This is a genomic window from Stutzerimonas sp. KH-1 (genome assembly GCF_054483855.1).
In genome coordinates this window covers 1839648-1859945 of record NZ_CM137011.1, presented here as the reverse complement: position 1 = coordinate 1859945, position 20298 = coordinate 1839648, and the positions used below count along the sequence as shown (strand labels likewise).

23 protein-coding genes are annotated in these 20298 nt (G+C 63.9%); 9 read left to right on the top strand and 14 right to left on the bottom strand.

The window, feature by feature from the left end; genetic code table 11:
• Positions 1-154: 154 nt before the first annotated feature.
• On the top strand, positions 155-1039 hold the full coding sequence (locus ACX1DW_RS08845; RefSeq protein ID WP_458993248.1) for an EamA family transporter: 885 nt from the start codon (positions 155-157) through the stop codon (positions 1037-1039).
• A 38-nt stretch (positions 1040-1077) separates the two neighbouring features.
• On the opposite strand, the gene ACX1DW_RS08840 is transcribed toward ACX1DW_RS08845, so the two are convergent.
• The 3 genes from ACX1DW_RS08840 to ACX1DW_RS08830 all read right to left on the bottom strand — a co-directional run bounded on the left by ACX1DW_RS08840 (position 1078) and on the right by ACX1DW_RS08830 (position 2438).
• Entirely contained in the window at positions 1078-1215 is a 138-nt protein-coding gene (locus ACX1DW_RS08840) for a hypothetical protein (RefSeq protein WP_156924007.1), read from the bottom strand.
• 315 nt (positions 1216-1530) lie between these two features.
• Entirely contained in the window at positions 1531-2244 is a 714-nt protein-coding gene (locus ACX1DW_RS08835; RefSeq protein ID WP_458993247.1) for an MOSC domain-containing protein, read from the bottom strand.
• The gene (locus ACX1DW_RS08830) at positions 2241-2438 is read right to left on the bottom strand and encodes a hypothetical protein (protein WP_458993246.1); all 198 of its coding nucleotides are present in this window, start codon (positions 2436-2438) and stop codon (positions 2241-2243) included. Before ACX1DW_RS08830 ends, ACX1DW_RS08835 begins: the two co-directional genes overlap by 4 nt.
• 107 nt (positions 2439-2545) lie before the next feature.
• Here ACX1DW_RS08830 and dgt point away from each other — a divergent pair, with 107 nt between their 5' ends.
• Positions 2546-4042 (top strand): dGTPase, encoded by a 1497-nt coding sequence (gene dgt, locus ACX1DW_RS08825; protein ID WP_458993245.1) that lies wholly within the window; start codon positions 2546-2548, stop codon positions 4040-4042.
• Between the two features lie 304 nt (positions 4043-4346).
• Complete coding sequence (locus ACX1DW_RS08820; protein ID WP_208217920.1) at positions 4347-5555, top strand: ammonium transporter; 1209 nt, start codon at positions 4347-4349, stop codon at positions 5553-5555.
• A 26-nt stretch (positions 5556-5581) separates the two neighbouring features.
• Here the strand turns inward: ACX1DW_RS08820 and ACX1DW_RS08815 are convergent, their stop codons facing one another.
• Positions 5582-6514 (bottom strand): 2-hydroxyacid dehydrogenase, encoded by a 933-nt coding sequence (locus ACX1DW_RS08815; RefSeq protein WP_458993244.1) that lies wholly within the window; start codon positions 6512-6514, stop codon positions 5582-5584.
• Positions 6515-6630: 116 nt separating this feature from the next.
• Here ACX1DW_RS08815 and ACX1DW_RS08810 point away from each other — a divergent pair, with 116 nt between their 5' ends.
• Entirely contained in the window at positions 6631-6867 is a 237-nt protein-coding gene (locus tag ACX1DW_RS08810; protein WP_133455880.1) for a DUF2789 domain-containing protein, read from the top strand.
• A gap of 46 nt (positions 6868-6913) precedes the next feature.
• Here the strand turns inward: ACX1DW_RS08810 and ACX1DW_RS08805 are convergent, their stop codons facing one another.
• Positions 6914-7309: a DUF3597 domain-containing protein gene (locus ACX1DW_RS08805; protein WP_458993243.1), complete on the bottom strand. Its 396-nt coding sequence runs from the start codon at positions 7307-7309 to the stop codon at positions 6914-6916.
• A gap of 191 nt (positions 7310-7500) precedes the next feature.
• On the opposite strand from ACX1DW_RS08805, the gene ACX1DW_RS08800 reads away from it, so the two are divergent.
• From ACX1DW_RS08800 to ACX1DW_RS08790, 3 genes are all read left to right on the top strand, one after another.
• Positions 7501-8304, top strand: coding sequence for an inositol monophosphatase family protein (locus ACX1DW_RS08800; protein WP_110777589.1), 804 nt, complete (start codon positions 7501-7503; stop codon positions 8302-8304).
• Between the two features lie 177 nt (positions 8305-8481).
• Positions 8482-8742, top strand: a complete 261-nt coding sequence (locus tag ACX1DW_RS08795) for a hypothetical protein (RefSeq protein ID WP_063543874.1) — start codon at positions 8482-8484, stop codon at positions 8740-8742.
• Positions 8743-9047: 305 nt separating this feature from the next.
• Complete coding sequence (locus ACX1DW_RS08790; RefSeq protein ID WP_394375677.1) at positions 9048-9461, top strand: HPF/RaiA family ribosome-associated protein; 414 nt, start codon at positions 9048-9050, stop codon at positions 9459-9461.
• 42 nt (positions 9462-9503) lie between these two features.
• Here the strand turns inward: ACX1DW_RS08790 and ACX1DW_RS08785 are convergent, their stop codons facing one another.
• The 3 genes from ACX1DW_RS08785 to ACX1DW_RS08775 form a co-directional block, all read right to left on the bottom strand.
• Positions 9504-9968 carry a DUF3597 domain-containing protein gene (locus tag ACX1DW_RS08785; RefSeq protein WP_125849878.1) on the bottom strand — a complete coding sequence of 155 codons (465 nt, stop codon included), beginning with the start codon at positions 9966-9968 and terminating at the stop codon, positions 9504-9506.
• A gap of 94 nt (positions 9969-10062) precedes the next feature.
• Positions 10063-10431, bottom strand: a complete 369-nt coding sequence (locus ACX1DW_RS08780; protein WP_063543880.1) for a SpoIIAA family protein — start codon at positions 10429-10431, stop codon at positions 10063-10065.
• 119 nt (positions 10432-10550) lie between these two features.
• Positions 10551-10832: a peptidylprolyl isomerase gene (locus tag ACX1DW_RS08775; protein ID WP_003299288.1), complete on the bottom strand. Its 282-nt coding sequence runs from the start codon at positions 10830-10832 to the stop codon at positions 10551-10553.
• Positions 10833-10986: 154 nt separating this feature from the next.
• Here ACX1DW_RS08775 and ACX1DW_RS08770 point away from each other — a divergent pair, with 154 nt between their 5' ends.
• The gene (locus tag ACX1DW_RS08770) at positions 10987-11214 is read left to right on the top strand and encodes a hypothetical protein (RefSeq protein WP_014819952.1); all 228 of its coding nucleotides are present in this window, start codon (positions 10987-10989) and stop codon (positions 11212-11214) included.
• Positions 11211-11498 (top strand): cell division protein ZapA, encoded by a 288-nt coding sequence (locus tag ACX1DW_RS08765; RefSeq protein ID WP_458993242.1) that lies wholly within the window; start codon positions 11211-11213, stop codon positions 11496-11498. The genes ACX1DW_RS08770 and ACX1DW_RS08765 overlap by 4 nt, the downstream gene beginning before the upstream one ends.
• Before the next feature lie 9 nt (positions 11499-11507).
• Here the strand turns inward: ACX1DW_RS08765 and glpD are convergent, their stop codons facing one another.
• The 6 genes from glpD to ACX1DW_RS08735 all read right to left on the bottom strand — a co-directional run bounded on the left by glpD (position 11508) and on the right by ACX1DW_RS08735 (position 20054).
• Positions 11508-13043 carry a glycerol-3-phosphate dehydrogenase gene (gene glpD / locus ACX1DW_RS08760; RefSeq protein ID WP_458993241.1) on the bottom strand — a complete coding sequence of 512 codons (1536 nt, stop codon included), beginning with the start codon at positions 13041-13043 and terminating at the stop codon, positions 11508-11510.
• A 286-nt stretch (positions 13044-13329) separates the two neighbouring features.
• On the bottom strand, positions 13330-14088 hold the full coding sequence (locus tag ACX1DW_RS08755) for a DeoR family transcriptional regulator (RefSeq protein ID WP_230358220.1): 759 nt from the start codon (positions 14086-14088) through the stop codon (positions 13330-13332).
• 133 nt (positions 14089-14221) lie between these two features.
• Positions 14222-15730, bottom strand: a complete 1509-nt coding sequence (gene glpK, locus ACX1DW_RS08750) for a glycerol kinase GlpK (protein WP_458993240.1) — start codon at positions 15728-15730, stop codon at positions 14222-14224.
• Positions 15731-15742: 12 nt separating this feature from the next.
• Positions 15743-16624 carry an MIP/aquaporin family protein gene (locus ACX1DW_RS08745; RefSeq protein ID WP_044314141.1) on the bottom strand — a complete coding sequence of 294 codons (882 nt, stop codon included), beginning with the start codon at positions 16622-16624 and terminating at the stop codon, positions 15743-15745.
• A 232-nt stretch (positions 16625-16856) separates the two neighbouring features.
• On the bottom strand, positions 16857-17621 hold the full coding sequence (locus ACX1DW_RS08740; RefSeq protein WP_014819958.1) for a YoaK family protein: 765 nt from the start codon (positions 17619-17621) through the stop codon (positions 16857-16859).
• A gap of 75 nt (positions 17622-17696) precedes the next feature.
• Complete coding sequence (locus tag ACX1DW_RS08735) at positions 17697-20054, bottom strand: helicase-related protein (protein WP_458993239.1); 2358 nt, start codon at positions 20052-20054, stop codon at positions 17697-17699.
• Positions 20055-20298 lie beyond the last annotated feature (244 nt).

The following is a 20298-nucleotide window of genomic DNA, read 5'->3' as shown; positions in this document are numbered from 1 at the left end:
TCACCGCGGGTTTCGTCGCCGGTGCTGGGCGAGGATGAGCTTGGGCCGATCGACGGCCAAGCCGGACTGTGCCGGCCAATTCGCTGCTCACTGTATGGAGCGGTACAGCCATCGCGCCGCTCTAATGGATGTTTTCGTAACAGGGTGCGTCGTCATGTCGCCTCGGGACCTGCTGCTCGCACTGGTAGTCATCGTCGTCTGGGGAATGAACTTCGTGGTCATCATGGTCGGCCTGCACGACGTGCCGCCCATGTTGCTCGGTGCCCTACGATTCATGCTGGCGGCGGTGCCGGCGGTGTTCTTCATCAGACGGCCGCAGGTGCCGCTGCGCTGGATGCTGGCCTACGGGCTGACCATCTCGCTGGGCCAGTTCGCCTTTCTCTTCACCGCCATGAAGCACGGCATGCCCGCAGGCCTGGCGTCGCTGGTGCTGCAGTCCCAGGCGTTCTTCACGCTGTTCTTCGCTGCGCTGTTTCTCGGCGAGCGCTTGCGGGCGGCCAATCTGCTGGGCCTGTTGATCGCGGCCTGCGGCCTCGCACTGATCGGCGCGCAGAGTGGGCTGGGCATGACCCTTGGCGGATTTCTCCTGACGATCTGTGCCGCCTCGATGTGGGCGCTGGGCAACATCGTCACGCGCAAGGTCGGCAAGGTGAATCTGGTCGGGCTGGTGGTGTGGGGCAGCCTGGTGCCGCCGTTGCCGTTTCTCGCGCTGTCGTTATGGCTGGAAGGCCCGGGCGTGATCGAAGCGGCGCTGCGTGGTATCGGCTGCCAGACGATTCTGGTTCTGGTGTACCTGGCCTTCGGCGCGACCATTCTCGGTTATGGCCTGTGGAGCCGGTTGCTGTCGCGCTATCCGGCCAGCCAGGTGGCGCCGTTTTCGCTGTTGGTGCCGGTGGTGGGGCTGACCTCGGCCAGTATCTTGCTAGGCGAGCGGTTGGCCCTGTTGCAGCTGGCCGGTGCGTTGCTGGTGATGATCGGGCTGGCAGTCAATGTCTGGGGAGGCTGGCTGTTCGGCCGGCTGCGCCTGGCCAGGGTCTGAAACGCCCGGTATCAGACCGGGCGTCGCAGCGATCAGGCTCAATGGGTGGCAGCGTGGGCGCCGAGCAGCGTAGTGCCGGAGCCACTCTTCTTGTCGCGCTTGGCCATCCGTTTTTCTTGCGCCGTTTTCATCGGCTTTTTCTTGCCGTTCTTCTTTGCGTCCATTCCCTTGCTCATGGTGTTCACCTCTGATTGCTGGCTGGACATGTCCTGATGTGCAAAGGCCTGACTGTCGCTGCTGGAGCGAAGCCTGCTTCCGGCCTGTGTCTTCCATGACCGCTGCAGTATGGCACTGCTGGGCTGCATTGCACGCATTGCTTTGCTTAGGGTCTGTTCCCGTTTCGTCGCAAGCCGCGTTGCTGCGCCAAATAGCGCCATGGCCGGGCGGCGTTCCGCAGGCGCGGGACGCAGATAATGGTGGTTCCCTTGCCAAGTCCCGCAACGCCGCATGGCGCCATTTGCCGCGCACGAAACGGAGCAGACCCCTTGGTATCAGTCGAACAGGCTGTGCTGGTCGCGTCGGCCACGAAGGGCGTCGTAGCGCTGGCGGAAGATCGCCCGATAATGCAAGGCCAGAGGAGGTAGCTTCGCCAGTTGCTGCAGGCTGTCTTCAGCCAGATTCTGATCGAGAAAGCAGCGCCACAGGTGCGCGACGCTGATCTGCGGGTGCGGGCGATCGAGCAACTGCAACGTGTCGTCAGAACGCACGCTGCCTGGCTCGATGGTCCGGTAGAGCCAGCCGGTGCGGCCGCTCGCCGACAGCTCCCGTGCCAGGCCACGCACGCCATGACGCTTGTCCAGCTTGATGCAGGGCGAGCGCGGCTGGCTGATCTGGATCAGCGCGCTACCCCAGCGAAGGAGATCGCCGATGCATACCTGCTCCTCTCCCAGCGCCTGGCTACCGAGGTTCTCACCGAAGGCGCCGAGACCAAGCCGCGAACGCAGCTGCGGGAAGCGCTGCGACCAGTACTGATAATGCTGGCTCGGGTAGTGACAAAGGCTGCGATCCGGCCCGCCATGAAAGCGTCGATCGGCGATCCGATCCCCTTGCAGCCCATCCGGGCCCAGCCACAACGGGCCGTCGCTGAATTGCTTGTCCATGGCGGTGGCCTTGCGGCTGTCCGCCAGCGGCGAGAACTGACGGCACAGCAGCGGGCCGTCAACGGCCCAGGCTCCGAGCACGGTGCGTGACGTCTGCTGGGTCACGGCTGCTGCGCTCGGTTGAGCTGCTCCAGTTCGCGGCGGACCATGGCGGTGTATTCCGGCGGGCTGAGCTGATACAGCTCGGTTGCGACCCAGGCCAGCCAGCGCGAGCCAAGGGCAGCTTGCTGACCCAGCAGGCGCTGGGCTTCGGCGCGGGCGCGCTCGGCGTTGTTCTGATGGAAATCTGCTCGACTCACGAATGGTCTCCGTCGCCGTAGTTGGCGATGAAAGGGGCAGCGATGGTAAACCCGGAAGGCTCGCGTTAGGCTCGATGGCTATTCTTTTTACGCCGCGAGAACGATGCATGCCGGCTTCCGTGAACTTCAAGCACAAAATCTCCCGCCAGCGCCCCTATGGCAAGGCCGAGGCGGGCCTGCGGGCCAAAGATTGCAATCTCGATGCCGTGCTGGATCAGCTGGAAAGCGATCGCGGGCGCATCATCAATTCCGCGGCGGTGCGGCGCCTGCAGCAGAAGACGCAGGTCTTTCCGTTGGAGCGCAACGCCGCGGTGCGCAGCCGCCTGACCCACTCGCTGGAGGTGCAGCAGACCGGCCGCTTCATCGTCCGTACGCTCTACAAACAGCTTGGCAGCCGTGCCGCGGCGTTCGGCCTGGATGGGCTGGAGACGGCACTGGAGAGTCTGGTGGAGATGACTTGCCTGATGCATGACATCGGCAATCCGCCGTTCGGCCATTTCGGGGAATACGCCATCGGCGAATGGTTCGAGCGTCACCTGGATGAACTGTTCGCCGCTGCCGTGCCGCCAGGGCAGGGCGACACCGCGCTGCGCAAGCGCATGCTCAATGACCTCAACCACTTCGAAGGCAACGCCCAGGCGATTCGTCTGGTGGTGTCGCTGCAGCGCCTGAACCTGACCTACACCCAGACCGCCGGGCTGCTCAAGTACGTCCGCCCGGCCTACATGCCGCGACCGGACAAAGGCACGCCGGGTGCCTATCTGCAGAAGAAGCCCGGCTTCTACCTTTCCGAAGAACCCTTCGTACGTGCCTTGCAGGCGGCCCTCGAGATGCAGCCCTGCACGCGCCACCCGCTGGCCTACGTGATGGAGGCGGCGGACGACATTGCCTACTGCCTGGCTGACATCGAGGATTCGGTGGAGAAGGGTATCTTCAGCATCGAGCAGCTGGCACAGCTGCTGCTGGACAAGTTCGCCCTGCATGGCGACGTCGATGCGCCCGTGCCCGGTCCGGAGCGCAGTTTCCGCAGCATGGTCAGCTACGCCCTGGAGCGGGCGCAGAAGGAGCCGATCAACAAGGCCGGGGAGTTCTTCATCTGGCTGCGGGTGAACATGATCCACCCGCTGGTGCAGCACGCTGCCCGTCAGTTCATCGACAACATCGAAGCGGTCTACCACGGCACGCTGGACCGCGCCCTGCTCGAGGACGAAAGCCTGCCCAACGCCATCGTGCAGACCTTCAAGGATGTGGCGATGGACAAGGTGTTCTGCCACCGCGAGGTGGAAACGCTGCAGCTGCAGGGCTATCGCATCCTCCAGGGACTGCTGGACTTCTATGCGCCGTTGCTGCGTGTGCCGGCGCCGGTGTTCGACGCGCTTACCTTGGGCGGCTGTCGCAGCGAGCCGCATCTGCAGATGCTGGCGCGGCGGCTGCCCAATCAGCTGGTCAAGGCCTATCACGAGGCGCTCAAGCCCCATGCCGAGACGTCGGCCGATCGCCCGCTGTGGGAGTTCTACTACCGCAACCGCATGCTGCAGGACTTCATCAGCGGCATGACCGACCAGCTTGCCCAGGACGAGTACCGCGCGCTGTCGGCGCTCTGAGCCCTGGTCGATCGATGAGGCTGAAGCCGGTCTCGGCAGCGCTCAGCGCTGCGCTTGGTACAGGCATTGCTACGGCTTGGTGCAGCAGTCGTCGTGCAAGCCCCGCAATGGCGCATGATGAAAACCCGGCAGTTTCCATAACCCGTTGAAAACAAAGGTTTCATGGTGCCTCGGCAATTCTACCGAGGCAGGCTCCGGCTGCAGGTGACGGTAGTCGCTCACGGTGAAGTGATGCATCTCGGTGCATGCGCACCCCGACGATTACCGTTTTGGTGCGTATTACCCGCTGAGGCTGAAGTAACCCATGGAAAACCTCAACAGCGCCGTGGAAACCCTGGTCCATGGCTCCAATACCTTGTTCCTCCTGATGGGCGCGGTGATGGTGCTGGCCATGCATGCCGGCTTCGCCTTTCTCGAAGTCGGGACCGTGCGCCTGAAGAACCAGGTCAATGCCTTGTCGAAGATCATCACCGACTTCGCCGTATCGACCCTGGCGTACTTCTTCATCGGCTACTGGATCGCCTATGGCGTCACGTTCATGCATCCGGCCGACCAGTTGGTCGCCGACCACGGCTATGCCCTGGTGAAGTTCTTCTTTCTGCTGACCTTCGCCGCGGCGATTCCAGCGATCATCTCCGGCGGCATCGCCGAGCGTGCGCGCTTCGGTCCGCAGCTGTGCGCGACGCTGTTGATCGTGGCGTTCGTCTATCCGTTTTTCGAAGGGCTGATCTGGAACGGCAATTTCGGTTTCCAGGCCTGGCTGGAGCACCAGTTCGGTGCGCCCTTCCATGACTTCGCCGGTTCCGTGGTGGTGCATGCCATGGGCGGGTGGCTGGCGTTTGGTGCGGTCATCCTGCTCGGACGTCGCAACGGCCGCTACCGCGACGGCCGGCTGGTGGCCTTCGCCCCGTCGAATATCCCGTTTCTGGCGCTGGGCTCGTGGATTCTCATCGTCGGCTGGTTCGGCTTCAACGTGATGAGTGCGCAGTCCATCGAGGGCATTAGTGGCCTGGTAGCAGTGAACTCGCTGATGGCGATGGTGGGCGGCACCGCCGCGGCCTGGCTGGCCGGCCGCAACGACCCGGGCTTCCTGCACAACGGCCCGCTGGCCGGGCTGGTGGCGGTTTGCGCCGGCTCCGATCTGATGCATCCGGTCGGCGCGCTGGCCACCGGCGCGATTGCCGGGGCGCTGTTCGTCTGGGCGTTCACCGCCACGCAGAACCGCTGGAAAATCGACGACGTGCTGGGTGTATGGCCGCTGCACGGTCTGTGCGGGATCTGGGGCGGCATCGCCTGCGGCATCTTCGGCCAGGCGGCGTTGGGCGGGCTCGGCGGCGTCAGCCTGATCAGCCAGGTGATCGGCAGCGGTCTGGGCATGCTGGTGGCACTGGTTGGTGGCTTCGGCGTCTACGGCCTGCTCAAGCACTCCATGGGCATTCGCCTCAGCCAGGAGGAAGAATTCAACGGGGCGGACCTCTCGATCCACCGCATCGGCGCGCTCAGCCACGACTGAGCCGCTGTGCTGGCGCAAGCCACGGCTCAATAACCGCGCTTGCGCTGCACCAGATAGCTGATCGGCCGGCCGTCGCGCAGAGCCTGCAGGTTTTGCGCGACGATCGACGCGGCGCTGCGCATGTCCGTCGCGGCGGCGATATGCGGCAGGACCGTCACGCGCGGGTGGCACCAGAACGGATGGTTCGTCGCCAGCGGCTCCTGGCGAAACACATCCAGCACCGCACGGGCGAGCTGGCCGCTGTCCAGCGCCTCTAGCAGGTCGGCTTCCACCAGGTGCCCGCCCCGGGCGAGGTTGACCAGAGCAGCGCCGCGGCGCATGGCGGCGAAGAACCGTCGGTCCAGCAGATCGGCGGTCTGTGCGGTAAGAGGCAGCAGGTTGATCACGATGTCACTGCGCGCCAGCAGCGGCCACAGCGCTTCCAGGCCGTGTTCCAACACCAGGCCGGCGAAGGCGCCGCCGTGCAGGTTCCAGCCGGTCACCCGGTAACCCGTTTCCAGCAGCCGCCGTGCGCAGGTCCGGCCCATCTGGCCCATGCCCAGCACGGTCACCTCGATCTCGTCGGCACGCTGCTGCGGCAGGGGGTACCAGTCGCCATCGCGCTGCTGTTGCGCATAGTCGAAGAAGCGGCGATGCAGCGAAAGTGTCGCCCACAAGGCAGTTTCCGCCATGGCCGTGCTCATGGCCGGGTCGACCATGCGCGCCAGAGGCACGTCCGGCAGGCTGGGGTCGTCCAGCAACCGATCGACACCGGCCCACAGCGATTGGATCAGGCACAGTCTGGACAGGCCCTGCAACGCGCCCGGCGGCGGGTTGGCGACCACGGCGGCAACGATGCGCTCGGCATTCTCTGGCGTGATCTGCAGGTGCCAGCAGGCATCGGGCAGGGCGCGTTGCAGTTCGGCGAGCCAGGCATCGCGTTCGTCGCTATCGAAGCTGCCGCAGAGCAATAGGTCCATTGAATGGCTCCAGGTGGGCGAAGCGGAACTGTAGTCAGCCGCGGAGTCTCTGAATAGGCAAGTCACGGAGCGCGCAAGTGGCGTCCGTTCAATTGACCAAGCCCAAGGAGAATCCCATGGAACTGCCCAACAAAGACCTCGGCACCCTGTTCGAACAGCTCGGCCTGGAATCCGATCCGGCGAGCATCGATGCCTTCATCGCCAAGCACGGTCGGTTGCCGGAGGATGTCCGTCTGGCTGATGCGCCGTTCTGGAACGAGTCGCAGCGCGCGCTCCTGCGTGACGAATGGGTCGAGGACGCCGAATGGGCGCCCATCGTCGACGAGCTGAACGTGCGTCTGCACGAGCACTGATCGCCTCGCAGGCTGCGGCAGCGACCGCAGCTTGCGTTCCTCCCGCTCAGTCCAGCAGATCGGCCGGCACGTTGCCGCCGTTCTCGGCCAGCCGCTTGAGCACCGCCTTGTGCAGCCACATGTTCATCTGCGCCGAGTCGCCCATCTTGTCCGCCGGGCAGCCGAGTTCGGTGGCCAGCTTCTTGCGCGCTGCGAGGCTGCTGTCCAGGCCCAGCAGCTTGAGCAGATCGACGATGGAGGTGCGCCAGTTGAGCTTTTCCGGGTGGTTGTTGGCCATGCCGTCGAGCTTGGCCGCCACGTCAACCTGATCCACGGCAGGCGTCGTGGGCGCCCCGGCGCCGCCGGTGGACGCTTCCGGCGGGGTCGTGGGTGCGCTGCTGTCAGGCGTGGCGTGCGTCCGGCCGATGCCGATCTTTTCCAGAATCGAATTGAACAAGCCCATGGATATTCTCCTGTCTGCGTGGATACGTGAGCCGTTGCTCGCAATTGGGACCGCCGGCGCTTCGATTAGTCGCGCCTGAAGCGAGCGGTGCGTCCGCCAAGCTCGAGGTTGAGACTGGCTCGCCGCGCCCGCCGCCCTCGTGCTGTGCTCCACGCCTGTCTAGAATGCCGCTTTTGCCCGGGAAACCCGCCATGAGCAACCTCGACATCGACGCCCGCTACGCCTGCGCCAAGAGCCTTGCACTGGAAGCTGCGCAGCTCGGCATGACCTATTACCGTCAGCGCGAGACACTGGATGTGGAGCACAAGGGCAGCGATCGCCAGGACGTGGTCAGCATCGCCGACAAGCGCATCGAGGACTTCATTCGCGGGCGGCTCGCCGAACGTTTTCCCGAAGACGGCTTTCTCGGCGAGGAGAGCGGCTCGGCCGACCTTAAGGCACGTTGCGTCTGGGTCATCGACCCGATCGACGGCACCGCCTGCTTCGTCAACGGCCTGCACAACTGGTGCGTCTCCATCGGCCTGCTGGTCGACGGCGAACCGCACGTCGGCGCGATCGCCGATCCGAATCACGACGAACTCTTCCATGGCTGCCTCGGCCGCGGTGCCTACGTCAACGAGACGCCGCTCAGAGCCAGCACCGCGACCCACGTGTGCGAGGGGCTGACCGGCGCTGGCACCTTCCATCCGCGCGGCAAGGAACACTTCATTCCGTTTCTGGAAAAACTGCTGGCCGAAGGCGGCATGTTCATCCGCAACGGCTCCGGCGCGCTGATGACCGCCTACGTCGCTGCGGGTCGCCTGATTGGTTACTACGAGACCGAGCTCAAGAGCTGGGACTGCCTGGCCGGGCTGGTGCTGGTGGCCGAAGCGGGTGGCCTGCGCAACGACTTCTTCCGTAACGACGGTCTGCTGCGAGGCAATCCATATCTGGTGGCGGCGCCCGGGGTATACAGCCAGCTGGCCAAACTGATCGGCCCTTCGCTGGATGCATGAGCGGCACGTTCGTCGATCCGCGCAGGCGCGGTCGGCGGACTGTGCTATACCGATGTGACGCACCGAGGGCCAGCCTATCCGCCTGGCCCGCTCTGACAAGGGGGGAATTCCGGCAGCCATCAGGCCCGAGTCAACCTGCATGATCGATGGCTGCCCGCACATAGCGAGGTAACGATCATGACCATGATGCAATGCACCTACCGCGATCACATCATCACCGCCGAAGTGATGGAATATCCTGGCACCTCGACGCCCTGGGCCGGCGGTTGCCGGATTACCGCGCCCGATGGGCACGTCACTCGACGCATGCCGCTGCCACTCGAACATGCGTTCATGGACGAACTGGACAAGGCCCAGCGGCTGTCCATTGCCCACGGCAAATGGCTGGTGGATCAGCACCTCGACCATGGGCGTGAGCTGTTTCAGAAAGCTGCCTGACGCTTGCGCTACCGCGCACCGGACGGTTTCGTCCGGTGCGTCTTTCGTTGCCCTGGATCACGCCAATAGCACTTCGCTCTGCCTCCGCTGCACTCTCCGGGCGAGGCTGCCCTGTCGGCATTGTTCAAACTAATGCCGAGAACGGCAGCGATCCCACGACCTTATGGAGTGCAACGCCGTGTCGCGCCATGGCCCAGGAAAGGTTCGGCGACATTTGGCGCATTGCTTAATGATCCAAACGGTGGCATAGCTATCAGCAAGCCACCGGCAACGGTGGTGCTCATAAGCGGAAGTAAGGACGACTTATGCAAATCCAGGTTCACAGCGATAACCACATCGAAGGCAGTGCCCGTCTCGCCGACTGGGTCAGCGCCAGTGTCGCCAGCCGGCTGGATCGCTTCGATGACGAGCTGACGCGAGTCGTTGTTCATCTCAATGACGAAAACGGAGACAAGGCAGGCGCGCACGACAAGCGCTGCCAGATCGAAGCACGACCGAAGGGGCTGCAGCCGATTTCCGTGACGCACAAGGCCGAGTCCCTGGAGCTGGCACTCGATGGTGCCGTCGATAAGCTGAACAACGCGCTCGGTCACCAGTTTGGCAAGCTGCGCAGCAAGCGCTCCGGTGCGCAACCGCAAATGATCGACGGCGTCGCATCGGGCCGTGACGCACTGCTCGAGGAAGATTTCCTCGCGGACGAGCAGGTCCGCAACGCATAACCCTCCCGATCAGGGCCTTCCATGCGGAAGGCCCTTCGCTAATCAACCCAATAGTTCAGGCGGTATGCTGCCGTCATGCTCGGCGAGGCGCTTCATCACCTCGCGATGAAGCCACATGTTCATCTGAGCCGAATCGGCCATCTGCTCCGGTGGGCAGCCCAGCTCGGTCGCCAGCTGCCGACGGGCCTCCAGGCTACTGTCGAGGCCAAGCAGCTTGAGCAGGTCGACGATCGAGGTACGCCAGTTCAGAGCTTCCGGGTGCTGAGCTGCCTTGCCTTCCAGCTGTGCAACGACATTCACCCCCTTTTGTGTGGCCGACGGGCTGTTCAGGTCCATGTTCGGGGCGGTTGTGGCATTGCTTGTGGTAGAGGGCCTGTCGTTGTCCAGCGTGATGCCCTCCGCGTTCGACCGTCCGGCATCGGCCGGGGGAACGTCCGCCTTGCGCTGCGCCTCGTTGGAGACGTCGCCGAGGCCAAGCTTTGCTTTGATCGTGTCGAAAAGTCCCATGGGGCGGTTCCTCCGTGCTGTCGAGTGTGAGCGTTCGACAGCGAACCGGGGCAACCCATTCGTAGCCACAGGTCGGATGAACCCCTGCGGGCGTTCAGCCGTGTTCGAGCCAGGTCAGGGCGTCGCTTTCCTGATGCAAGTCGAACGCCTTGATGGTCAGCCCGGGAATCAGCAGCCCCTCGACTTCGCTGATCCGGCGCAACCAGTCCTTGCCGGCGATCACGGCACAGCGATCGAAGCGGCGGATGAAGCGAAACAGTTGCGGCAGCCGTGACAGTTCGACCGCCACCGCACCGAGGGTCGGTAGGTCGAATTCGTCGATGCGATACAGCATCCGCCCGTGATTGATGCCCTCGGACTTGAACAACAGGTCGTCCAGCGCTGCGCGCATGGCGTCACTGTCAAGCCTGCCGGACAGGATGACATCGATACGGTCGGGGGCGACGCGTGTCACTCGGAACATGAGCCTTTCCTCGCAGTTGGGTCTGCTCTAGAGGATAGGCCGGAAATGACGAACCGCGAGGGGAAGGGAGGGCGCAGCCTGGCGTCTCCCCACGCAGCAGGCGCGGGGAGACGCTTCAATCAGTCCTGGCGGCTGGTCACTTCCAGCAGGTGATAACCGAACTGGGTCTTCACCGGGCCTTGCACCTGATTCAGCGGGGCGCTGAACACGACGGTGTCGAATTCCTTGACCATCTGGCCGGGGCCGAACGAACCCAGGTCGCCGCCCTGACGGCTGGATGGGCAGGTGGAGTTTTCCTTGGCGACTTCGGCGAAGTCGGCACCGCCTTCGATGGCGGCTTTCAGTTCATTGCACTTGGCTTCGGTGGAAACCAGGATGTGGCGGGCGGTAGCGCGTGCCATGGGGACTCTCCTCTTCAGACAGGCTGCCGAGGCTACCGCAAACCTGTGGTATTGGCGACCGGGCCGCGTGGCATTGAAGGCTGAATGAAGGCCCCCGGCGACCTTCCTTTCGGGTACTCTCGCGCGCTTTTTCATCGGACCCGGAAAACGCTCCATGCTTGATAGCACCCTTGCGCAACTTGAAAACGTCATCAACGATCTGCTGCAGCGCAACCAGAGCCTCAGCGAGCACTGTGTCTTGCTCGAGCAGCAGCTGCAGCAGGCACGTGAGGAAAACGACAATCTGCAACTGGCTGCGCTGGAGCAGGAAGACCGGCAGGGCGCTACCCTGGCGCGGCTGCAGGCGCTGGTGGAGCGTGCAGCTGGCAGTAGCGCCGCATGACGGCGGATGGGGTTCAGGTGCTCAGGGTATTCGGCCGCGAATATTCGTTCCGCGCACCGCCCAGCCAGGATGCTCTGCTGCAGGAGGCAGCGGCCATGCTGCAGCAGCATCTGGCCGACAGCCAGCGGCAGTTTCCCCACGCCACGGGTGACAAGCTGCTGGTGCTGACCGCACTGAATCTCTGCGTGCCGCTGCTGCAACAGAACGAGCAGATGCAGAATGTCGAGCAACGCATCGCCGCCAGCGTTGCCCGTATCAATCAGCAGCTCGCGGCGCAGGGCTGAGCGGCTGCCTCAGGCGGCGTCGCTGCTGCGCGTGTTTTCGCTGACCGGCCGCTCTGTCAGGTAACGCTGCAGGCGAGCCTTTTCCGGCTCGCTGAAGGCCAGCCCGAGTTTGGTGCGGCGCCAGAGGATGTCATCCATCTGGGTTGCCCACTCCTCGCGCCGCAGGTAGTCGACTTCCTGCGTATACAGCTGCTGGCCGAGGTCTTCGCCCAGCGCATCGAGCGAGCGCGCTTCGCCGAGCATGCGCCATACCCGATTGCCGTAGAGGGTTGCCCAGCGCTTGGCCAGCGGCAGTTTCAGCCCTTGCACCTTGGCCACCAACTCTTCGGCCAGCGCATCGGCCGTGCTCATGCCTTCGCCGCCGGGTAGTGGGGCGTGCGCCGTCCAGCTTTCACCCATGGCCGGGAAGAACGGCTTGAGCTGCGCCATCGCCGACTCGGCGAGCTTGCGGTAGGTGGTCAGCTTGCCGCCGAACACCGAAAGCAGCGGCGCCTGCTTTTCTTCCGCCGCCAGCGACAGGGTGTAATCGCGGGTGACCGCGGACGGGTTATCCGATTCGTCATCGCACAGCGGCCGGACGCCGGCGAAGGTATGCACGATATCCTTGGGTTCGAGCTGCTTGCGAAAGTGCGTGTTGGCCACGCCCAGTACGTAGGCGATCTCCTCCTCGCTGATGCTCACCTTGGCCGGGTCGCCACGATATTCGCGGTCGGTGGTGCCGATCATGGTGTAACGATCCAGGTAGGGAATGGCGAAGACGATGCGCCGATCCTCGTTCTGCATGATGTAGGCCTGCTCACCTTCATACAGCTTGGGCACGATGATGTGGCTGCCCTGAATCAGGCGGATGCCGTAAGGCGAGCGCTGTTGCAGGTTTTCGCCGATGAACTGCGCAACCCAGGGGCCGGCCGCATTGATCAGTGCCTTGGCCTTTAGCGAGAAGCGGCTGCCGTCCTCGCGCTGCAGCTCGACATGCCAGATGCCGCCGGCACGCTTGGCGTTCAGACATTGGGTTCGGGTATGGATGTGCGCGCCTTTCTCCCGTGCCGCCATGGCGTTGAGCACCACCAGCCGCGCATCGTCGACCCAGCAGTCCGAGTATTCGAAACCACGGGTGATCGCCGGCTTGAGTGGGCTATCGCTTCCGAAACGCAAACCTCGCGATGCCGGCAGCTTCTTGCGCATGCCCAGGTTGTCGTAAAGAAAAAGACCGGCACGGATCATCCACGCCGGGCGCAGGTGCGGACGGTGGGGCAATACGAAGCGCATCGGCTTGACGATATGCGGTGCCTTGGCCAGCAGCACTTCACGCTCGGCCAGTGCCTCGCGGACGAGGCGGAACTCATAGTGCTCCAGATAGCGCAGACCACCGTGGATGAGCTTGCTGCTGGCTGATGACGTATGGCTGGCCAGGTCGTCGCGTTCGCAAAGGAACACAGAGAGCCCGCGACCAGCTGCATCGGCAGCGATACCGACGCCATTGATACCGCCGCCGATCACGGCGACGTCATAGAGCTCGGAGACGGGCTGGGCGGAATGGGGCACGGGCTTCTCCTCGAAAACGAAAGGTCATGTTCGGTTTTGAACATGCTATTCGCAAAAGAATCCGCGCGAAAGTAAAAATGTTCGAAAATAGATAAAAAAGAAAATATTCGAACCTTGTGCTTTTGGTTGGTTGTCGCTGTTCGGCAGTCGTGAGGGGTCGCATAGCGTCGCCCGGCTAGATTCAGCCTGCCCGTAAGCGCTTGAATTCGTTACGAGTGTTCTGTCATCCGAGCGTTCTGGCATCCCGGTGCGAGCGGACTTGTCCGCGCACGAGCTGCTGCCAAACCTAGTCGGCGATCTCCACTTGCACCTTGTGGCGGGACAGCAGCTCGGCGAAGACCTCGGAAGGTGCCGAGTCGGTGAACAGGCAGTCGATCTGTTCCAGCGAGCCCAGGCGCGTCATGGCGCTGCGGCCGAACTTGCTGGAGTCCGCGGCGAGGAAGACCTTGCGTGCGTTATGGATGATCGCCTGGGAGACGCGGACTTCCTGGTAGTCGAAGTCGAGCAGGGTGCCGTCCTCGTCGATGCCGCTGATGCCGATCAGGGCGAAATCGACCTTGAACTGGCTGATGAAATCGGCGGTGGCCTGGCCCACCACGCCGCCGTCGCTGCGCACGTTGCCGCCGGCGATCAGCACGTCGAAGTCTTCCTTGGTGCTGAGGATGCTCGCCACGTGCAGGTCATTGGTGATGATCTTCAGATCGCGATGGTTGAGCAGGGCGCGGGCGATCGCCTCGGTAGTGGTGCCGATATTGATGAACAGCGACGCCTGGTCGGGGATGCGCGCGGCCATGGCGGCGGCGATGCGCAGTTTCTCGTCGCGCATCTGGTGCGCGCGCTGGCTGTAGGCGGTGTTCTGTACGCTGGAGTCGTAGGCCGCGCCACCATGGTAGCGCCGCAGCAGGCCGGCATCGCCCAGCTGATTGATGTCGCGGCGGATGGTTTGCGGGGTGACGGCGAAATGCCGCGCCAGCTCATCGATGCTCACGTAGCCGCGCTCGCGCACGAGTTCCAGAATGTTCTGCTGTCGGGGCGCCAGGCTCATGAGGCTTCCTTGTTCGCTGTTGTGCGGGAAGCATGCCGTAGTCTGGCGTTCGTTTAAAGCGCTGCCTGTTCGAATTCGCGCATGCCAGGCCTGCCTCCGAAACCCTTCAGAGGCAGGCCTGTTATCCGTCAGATCAGTCTTCGGCCCAGTTGCGCGTACGGTCAACCGCCTTCTGCCAGCCGCGATAGAGCGCTTCGCGCTGTTCACTTCCGCACGCCGGTTCGAACACCCGCTCGATGCTGCTCTTGCTGCGCAACTCGTCGAGATCGCTCCAGAAACCGGTCGCCAGTCCGGCCAGGTAGGCCGCGCCGAGGGCGGTGGTTTCCTTCATCTGCGGGCGTTCGACCTGGGTGCCGAGCAGGTCGGCCTGGAACTGCATGAGGAAGTTGTTGGCCACTGCGCCGCCGTCCACGCGCAGGGCGCGCAGGCGCTCGCCGGCGTCCTGCTGCATGGCATCGAGCACGTCGCGGGTCTGGTAAGCGATGGACTCCAGCGCCGCACGGATCAGGTGGTCGACCTTGACCCCGCGGGTCAGGCCGAACAGTGCGCCGCGGGCGCGTGGGTCCCAGTAGGGCGCTCCAAGGCCGGTGAAGGCTGGCACCAGGTAGATGCCGTTGCTGTCCGGCACCTTGGTGGCGAAGTACTCCGAATCCAGTGACTCGTTGAGTACCTTCAGTTCGTCACGCAGCCACTGCACGGTGGAGCCGCCATTGAAGATGGCGCCTTCCAAGGCGTAATTCACTTCGCCACGCGGCCCGCAGGCGATGGTGGTCAACAGGCCATGTTCGGACTGCACTGCCTTGGTTCCGGTGTTCATCAGCAGGAAGCAGCCGGTGCCGTAGGTGTTCTTGGCCTGCCCCGGCTCGACGCACATCTGGCCGAACAGCGCGGCCTGCTGATCCCCGGCGATGCCCGCAATGGGAATGCCGGTGCTCTGGCCGGAGCCGATATAGGCGTGGCCGTAGATCTCCGACGAGGAGCGCACTTCCGGCAGCATTTCGCGCGGGATATCCAGCGTTTCGAGCATCACCGGATCCCAGTCCAGCTTGTGGATGTCGAACAGCATGGTGCGTGAGGCGTTGGTGTAGTCGGTAACGTGGGCCTTGCCCTGGGTCATCTTCCAGATCAGCCAGCAGTCGACGGTGCCGAACAGCAGTTCGCCGCGGCGGGCGCGCTCACGGCTGCCCTCGACGTGGTCGAGAATCCACTTGATCTTGGTGCCAGAGAAATAGGGGTCGATCACCAGGCCGGTGGTCTTGCGGATGTGCTCTTCCATGCCGTCGCGCTTGAGCTGGTCGCAGATCGGCGTGCTCTGGCGGCTCTGCCAGACGATGGCGTTGTAGATCGGCCGGCCCGTGATCTTGTCCCAGACGATGGCGGTCTCGCGCTGGTTGGTGATGCCGATGGCCGCCACCTGCTCGTTGGTGATGCCGGCCTGGGCCAGCGCCTCGACGAACACGCCGCTCTGGGTCGCCCAGATTTCCATGGGGTCGTGCTCGACCCAGCTCGGTTGCGGGTAGATCTGCGCGAACTCGCGCTGGGCGATGGTCACCACGTTGGCGTTGCGGTCCAGCACGATGGCGCGGGAGCTGGTGGTGCCCTGGTCGAGGGCGACGATGAATTGCTTGTTCTGATTGCTCATGGCGTCGTTTCCTTAGCGAACTTTGCTGATATCGGGCTGGGCGGAGCCCATTTCGGCAGAGGCCTTTTCCTTGGGTTTCGGTGCATCGCAGGCGGCCGATCCGACGCCTGGCAAGTGTCGGCAGATGAGAGCCTTGTAACCTGCAGCGCCGAGGCAGGCACCGAGAATCGGGGCGAAGATCGGAACCAGGAAATACGGGATGTCTCGCCCGCCGGTGAAGGCCACGTCACCCCAGCCGGCAAAGAAGGTCATCAGTTTAGGCCCGAAATCCCGCGCGGGATTCATCGCGAAGCCGGTCAGCGGTCCCATTGCGCCGCCGATCACGGCGATCAGCAGGCCGATCAGCAAAGGTGCGAGCGGGCCGCTGGGCAGACCGTTGCCGTCGTCGGTGATGGCCATGATCATCGCCAGCAGAATGGCGGTGATGACGACCTCCACGAGAAATGCCTGACCGAACGACAACGAGGCGTGCGGATAGGTGGAAAAGATCGAGGCGAGCTCGAGACTCTCGACACTGCCGCGAACCATCTGCTGGGCCTGTTCGAAATCGAAAAACAGACTGCTGTACAGTCCGTAGACCAACGCCGCAGAACAGAAAGCGCCCGCCACCTGCGCCAGGATGTAGGCCGGCACTCGGTGCCGCTCGAAGGTGCCGAACAGCCATAGTGCGATGGTGACGGCCGGGTTCAGGTGGGCACCGGAGACGCCGGCGGCGAGGTACACCGCCATCGAAACGCCGATGCCCCAGATGATGCTGATTTCCCACAGCCCCAGGTCGGCACCGCCGAGCTTGAGCGCTGCGACGCAGCCGGTACCGAAGAAAATGAGAAGGGCAGTGCCGAGAAATTCGGCGATGCATTGTCCCTTGAGCGTCGGGACGATGGGCGTACTCATGCGCGGAGCCTCGTTCGTTTGTTTTTGTTTTATTCCGAGCACTGCGTTGGTTCGGAATTGTTCGGAAACGAAAACTTAGAGGCAATAAAAGCCGCTGTCAAAGTAAAAATTCGAACATTTTACGGGCGCGCTGCGGGAACAAATGATGGTGCTTGCTGTCGCCTCGGTCCGAGTCATCGCCGTGACCGATGAAGCCTTGCCGACCAGGAGGGCGTTGGAAACCGTCGGTGTCTTAGCGCCGACGCCGCCAGAGGCGCCAGCCGAGCAGCAGATCGTCAGCCATCGGCACCAGCGCCAGTGCCAACAGCAAGGCGGCCAGCGGGACCGTGGCGATGAAGCCGAAATGCTTGAAGCCGATGGCGCCGCTCAAGCCGCCGACGAAGAAGCTCATCACCATCAGCAGGTTGATACGCAGGCGCTGCCGGTTGGCCCGCACCGGTGGCATGTCGTCATGACGATTGCGGTTGAAGTAGATCAGCCGGCCCAGCTCGATGCCGATATCGGTCACCATCCCGGTGATATGGGTGGTGCGCACCTCGGCGTTGGAAAGCTTGGTGATGATCGCGTTCTGCAGGCCCATGATGAAGCACAGCAGGACCACGGTCAGCGGCACAAAAAACCCGGGAACCAACATCAGCCGCGCGCCGAGGATGCCGAACAGCAGCAACAGTGCGGCTTCCAGCGCCAGCGGTAGCGCGTACTGGCTGTGCAGCCGGCGCCGCCGCGAGAAGTTGATCATCAGCGTCGAGCACATCGCGCCGAGGATGAACGAGAGCAGTGCGCCGAAGCCGGCCAGGGCCAGGTCGGTGGCGCCGAGCGCGAGGTTATCGGCCATTGCCGAAACGATACCGGTCATGTGCGAGGTGTACTGCTGAACGGCGATGAACCCGCCGGCATTGGCGGCCCCCGCTACGAAGGCGAGGCACAGGCCAAGCTGGCGATTGCTATGGACGGTCCGTCGACGATCGGTCAGACGACGGGCGTACTTGATCGGCATGGCAGGCTCGCGTTCGGCAGCAAAGCGGCGATTATAGAGCGGCCGACCTGGCTGGATCGTGGTTGGCGAAAAGTCTCAGCGTCGCCGTCCGGCCTTGCGGCCGCCGCGTCGTGCTGCCCGTGGCTTGCGCTGGCGTGACAGTTCACGGGTGATGGCATCGTTGAGCAGCTTGCGCGCGTCTTCACCGTCGTCGTGCTCGGGAAAATGCTCGGGCAAGCTGCGGGACAGGTGCAGGTAGGTTTCCACCACGTGCAAGGTACTTTCCAGGCTGGACAAGTCGCTGCCGAGCAGCAGCTTGGGCATCGGAATGGCGTGGCCTTCGGCGACGCGCTTGATCCAGCGCTGGGCATGCTGGCTGGCCGGGCTGTCGAAGCCGCCGCGGATCGGCGTGCAGGCGAACGTCCAGCGCAGCCAGAGCGGAATCTTCGGATCGTCGATCAGTTCGATCCATTCGGCCAGTTCGTCCGGCAGCACCGAGATGAACGCCTCACCGTAATTGATGTTGCGGTTGAAGGTCAGCCAGGCGCGCAGCAGGCTCGGCTCGCCCATCAGTTCGGAAATGGCGGACAGGTGATCGATGGATGGGCGCACCTGGAACTGACTCAGGTCCACCGGCGCATCCGGGCTGTTGAACAGGCGGCGGATGGACTTGAGCGTCTGCGGGTCCAGCGCGGTGATCTCGCCGCTGTCGTGGTGACCGAAGCGCCCGGCGCGGCCACCGATCTGCTTGACCTCCTGCACCTTGAGCTGACGGTTCTGGATGCCGTCGAACTTCTCGTCGGTATAGAAGCACAGCGTGTGCGCCGGCAGGTTGAGGCCCATGCCCACCGCGTCGGTGGCGACCATGATGTCCGCCTCGCCTTCGCGGAAGCGGCGGGCCTGCTCGCGACGCACCTCCGGCGAAAGCGCGCCGTAGACCACCGAGACGCTCTTGCCGACGCTCTCGAGCATGCCCTTGAGTTCCAGCACCAGCTTGCGGCTGAACGCCACCAGCAGCGAGCCGGGTTCCAGGCGCTCCAGCGTGGTGGAGCGCTTGGATACTTCCACTGGCGACAGACGCTTGGTGCGCTGCACCTGCAGCTGGTCTTCGCAGAGCTCGCAGAGCGTGCGTAGCGATGGCTCGATCAGCGCCGGCCCGGTCATCATCAGCTTCGGCGTATGCGCGCTGACCAACGCATCGACCCAGGCCCAGCCACGTTGCGGGTCGGCCATCATCTGCACCTCGTCGACCACCACCACGTCCCAGTGCTGATGGCGGAAGCGGGCAAACTCCTCCACGGTGCAGCAGAAGTGCGTGGCGCCTTCGCGAATGATTTCCTCCTCGCCGGTGACCAGCGAGCAGGGCACGCCCATCGACTCGATGCGCTCCTGATTCTCCAGCGCCATCAGGCGCAGCGGTGAGAGGTAGATGGCGTGTTCGGCGGCTGCCATCGCCTCGATGGAACGGTGCGTCTTGCCGCTGTTGGTGGGGCCGAGCAGGGCGATCCAGCGTCGGGTCAGACGGCGCGCCGGATAGAGCTTGTGGTAGTGAACGAAGCGCGGGTTGTTCTCCAGCAGCACGGCAAACGCCATGCGTTCTTCATGCTCGCGGCGGGCGGCGCGAACAGCCTTGCGCATGCGGCCGGGTTCGAGCATCAGCAGTTCGGTGAGCCGCTTGTGGCCGAGCTGCTGCAGGTCGAAGTCGCCGGCGAGCTCGAGCAGACGATCGAAGCTGGCCTGCAGGTCGGCTCGGTCCTGACGTTGCCAGGCTTCGACTTCCGCGTCGCTGAGCAGGTGATCCTGCTCGGCAGGAATGCGCCGCTGCAGTTCCAGCTCGAGCGGGCCATGGTGCAGCGTCACCAGATAGCGCAGCTCGTGGCGGATCTCGTTCACCGTGGCGACCGCGTGTTGCAGGAACTCCTCGAGCCGCGACAGCTCCGGGCGGACACGCGCCAGGCAGCGCTGGCGGTCCTCTTCGTCCATCTCGGCGAAGGGGCGCTCGAGCAACTGCAGACGGCCCAGCACGTACTGCTGCACGGCCGCCTGGAGATTGCCTGGGAAGTCGTCGCGCTGTGGGCTGTCGGCCAGGCGCAGCGCCCACTCCGGCTCCAGCAGATGAGCGGGCGAGCCCAGGGTGAAGGTCTTCTCGCTGCCGAACACATCGACGTGGCAGGGGATCTCGCCAAGGTCGCGGCTGACGATCCGCTCGATCCGCTCATCCGCCGCGGGCTCGGCCATCAACTGATCGACTGCCGGTGCATGTAAGCCCAGCCAGAAGGCTTTCGCCGCCCGACCAAGGCCCGGCATCGGGTAGCCGATATAGGGCGCGAACCACTTTTCCTGATGGTGTTTCTTCGGCACGAAATCCGGATAACGCGCCGTTGCCCACTCGATGAACCGCGCCAGGCGCTCGAGCCTGACGGATTTGAACTGCTTGCCCCCGGCCTTGGCCATGATCGACGCCTTTGCTGATCAGTGTTCTGTTACGACTCGCGCTACGGCCATTTGCTCGGCCGGCAGGCGATTATAGAGGGCGCGGTGGCGTTTCTGAGCCGACGTTGAGGCCGGCGTGACCATGATCAAGAAAGCCTGCCGCTGGTCGGTATGGCTGTTGGCCATTAGTCCTTCGGTGCCCTATAGTGCGCGCCGCAATGGATGGCCAACAGTTCGGCTGTGCCCGGACTGAAATAGAGCTGTC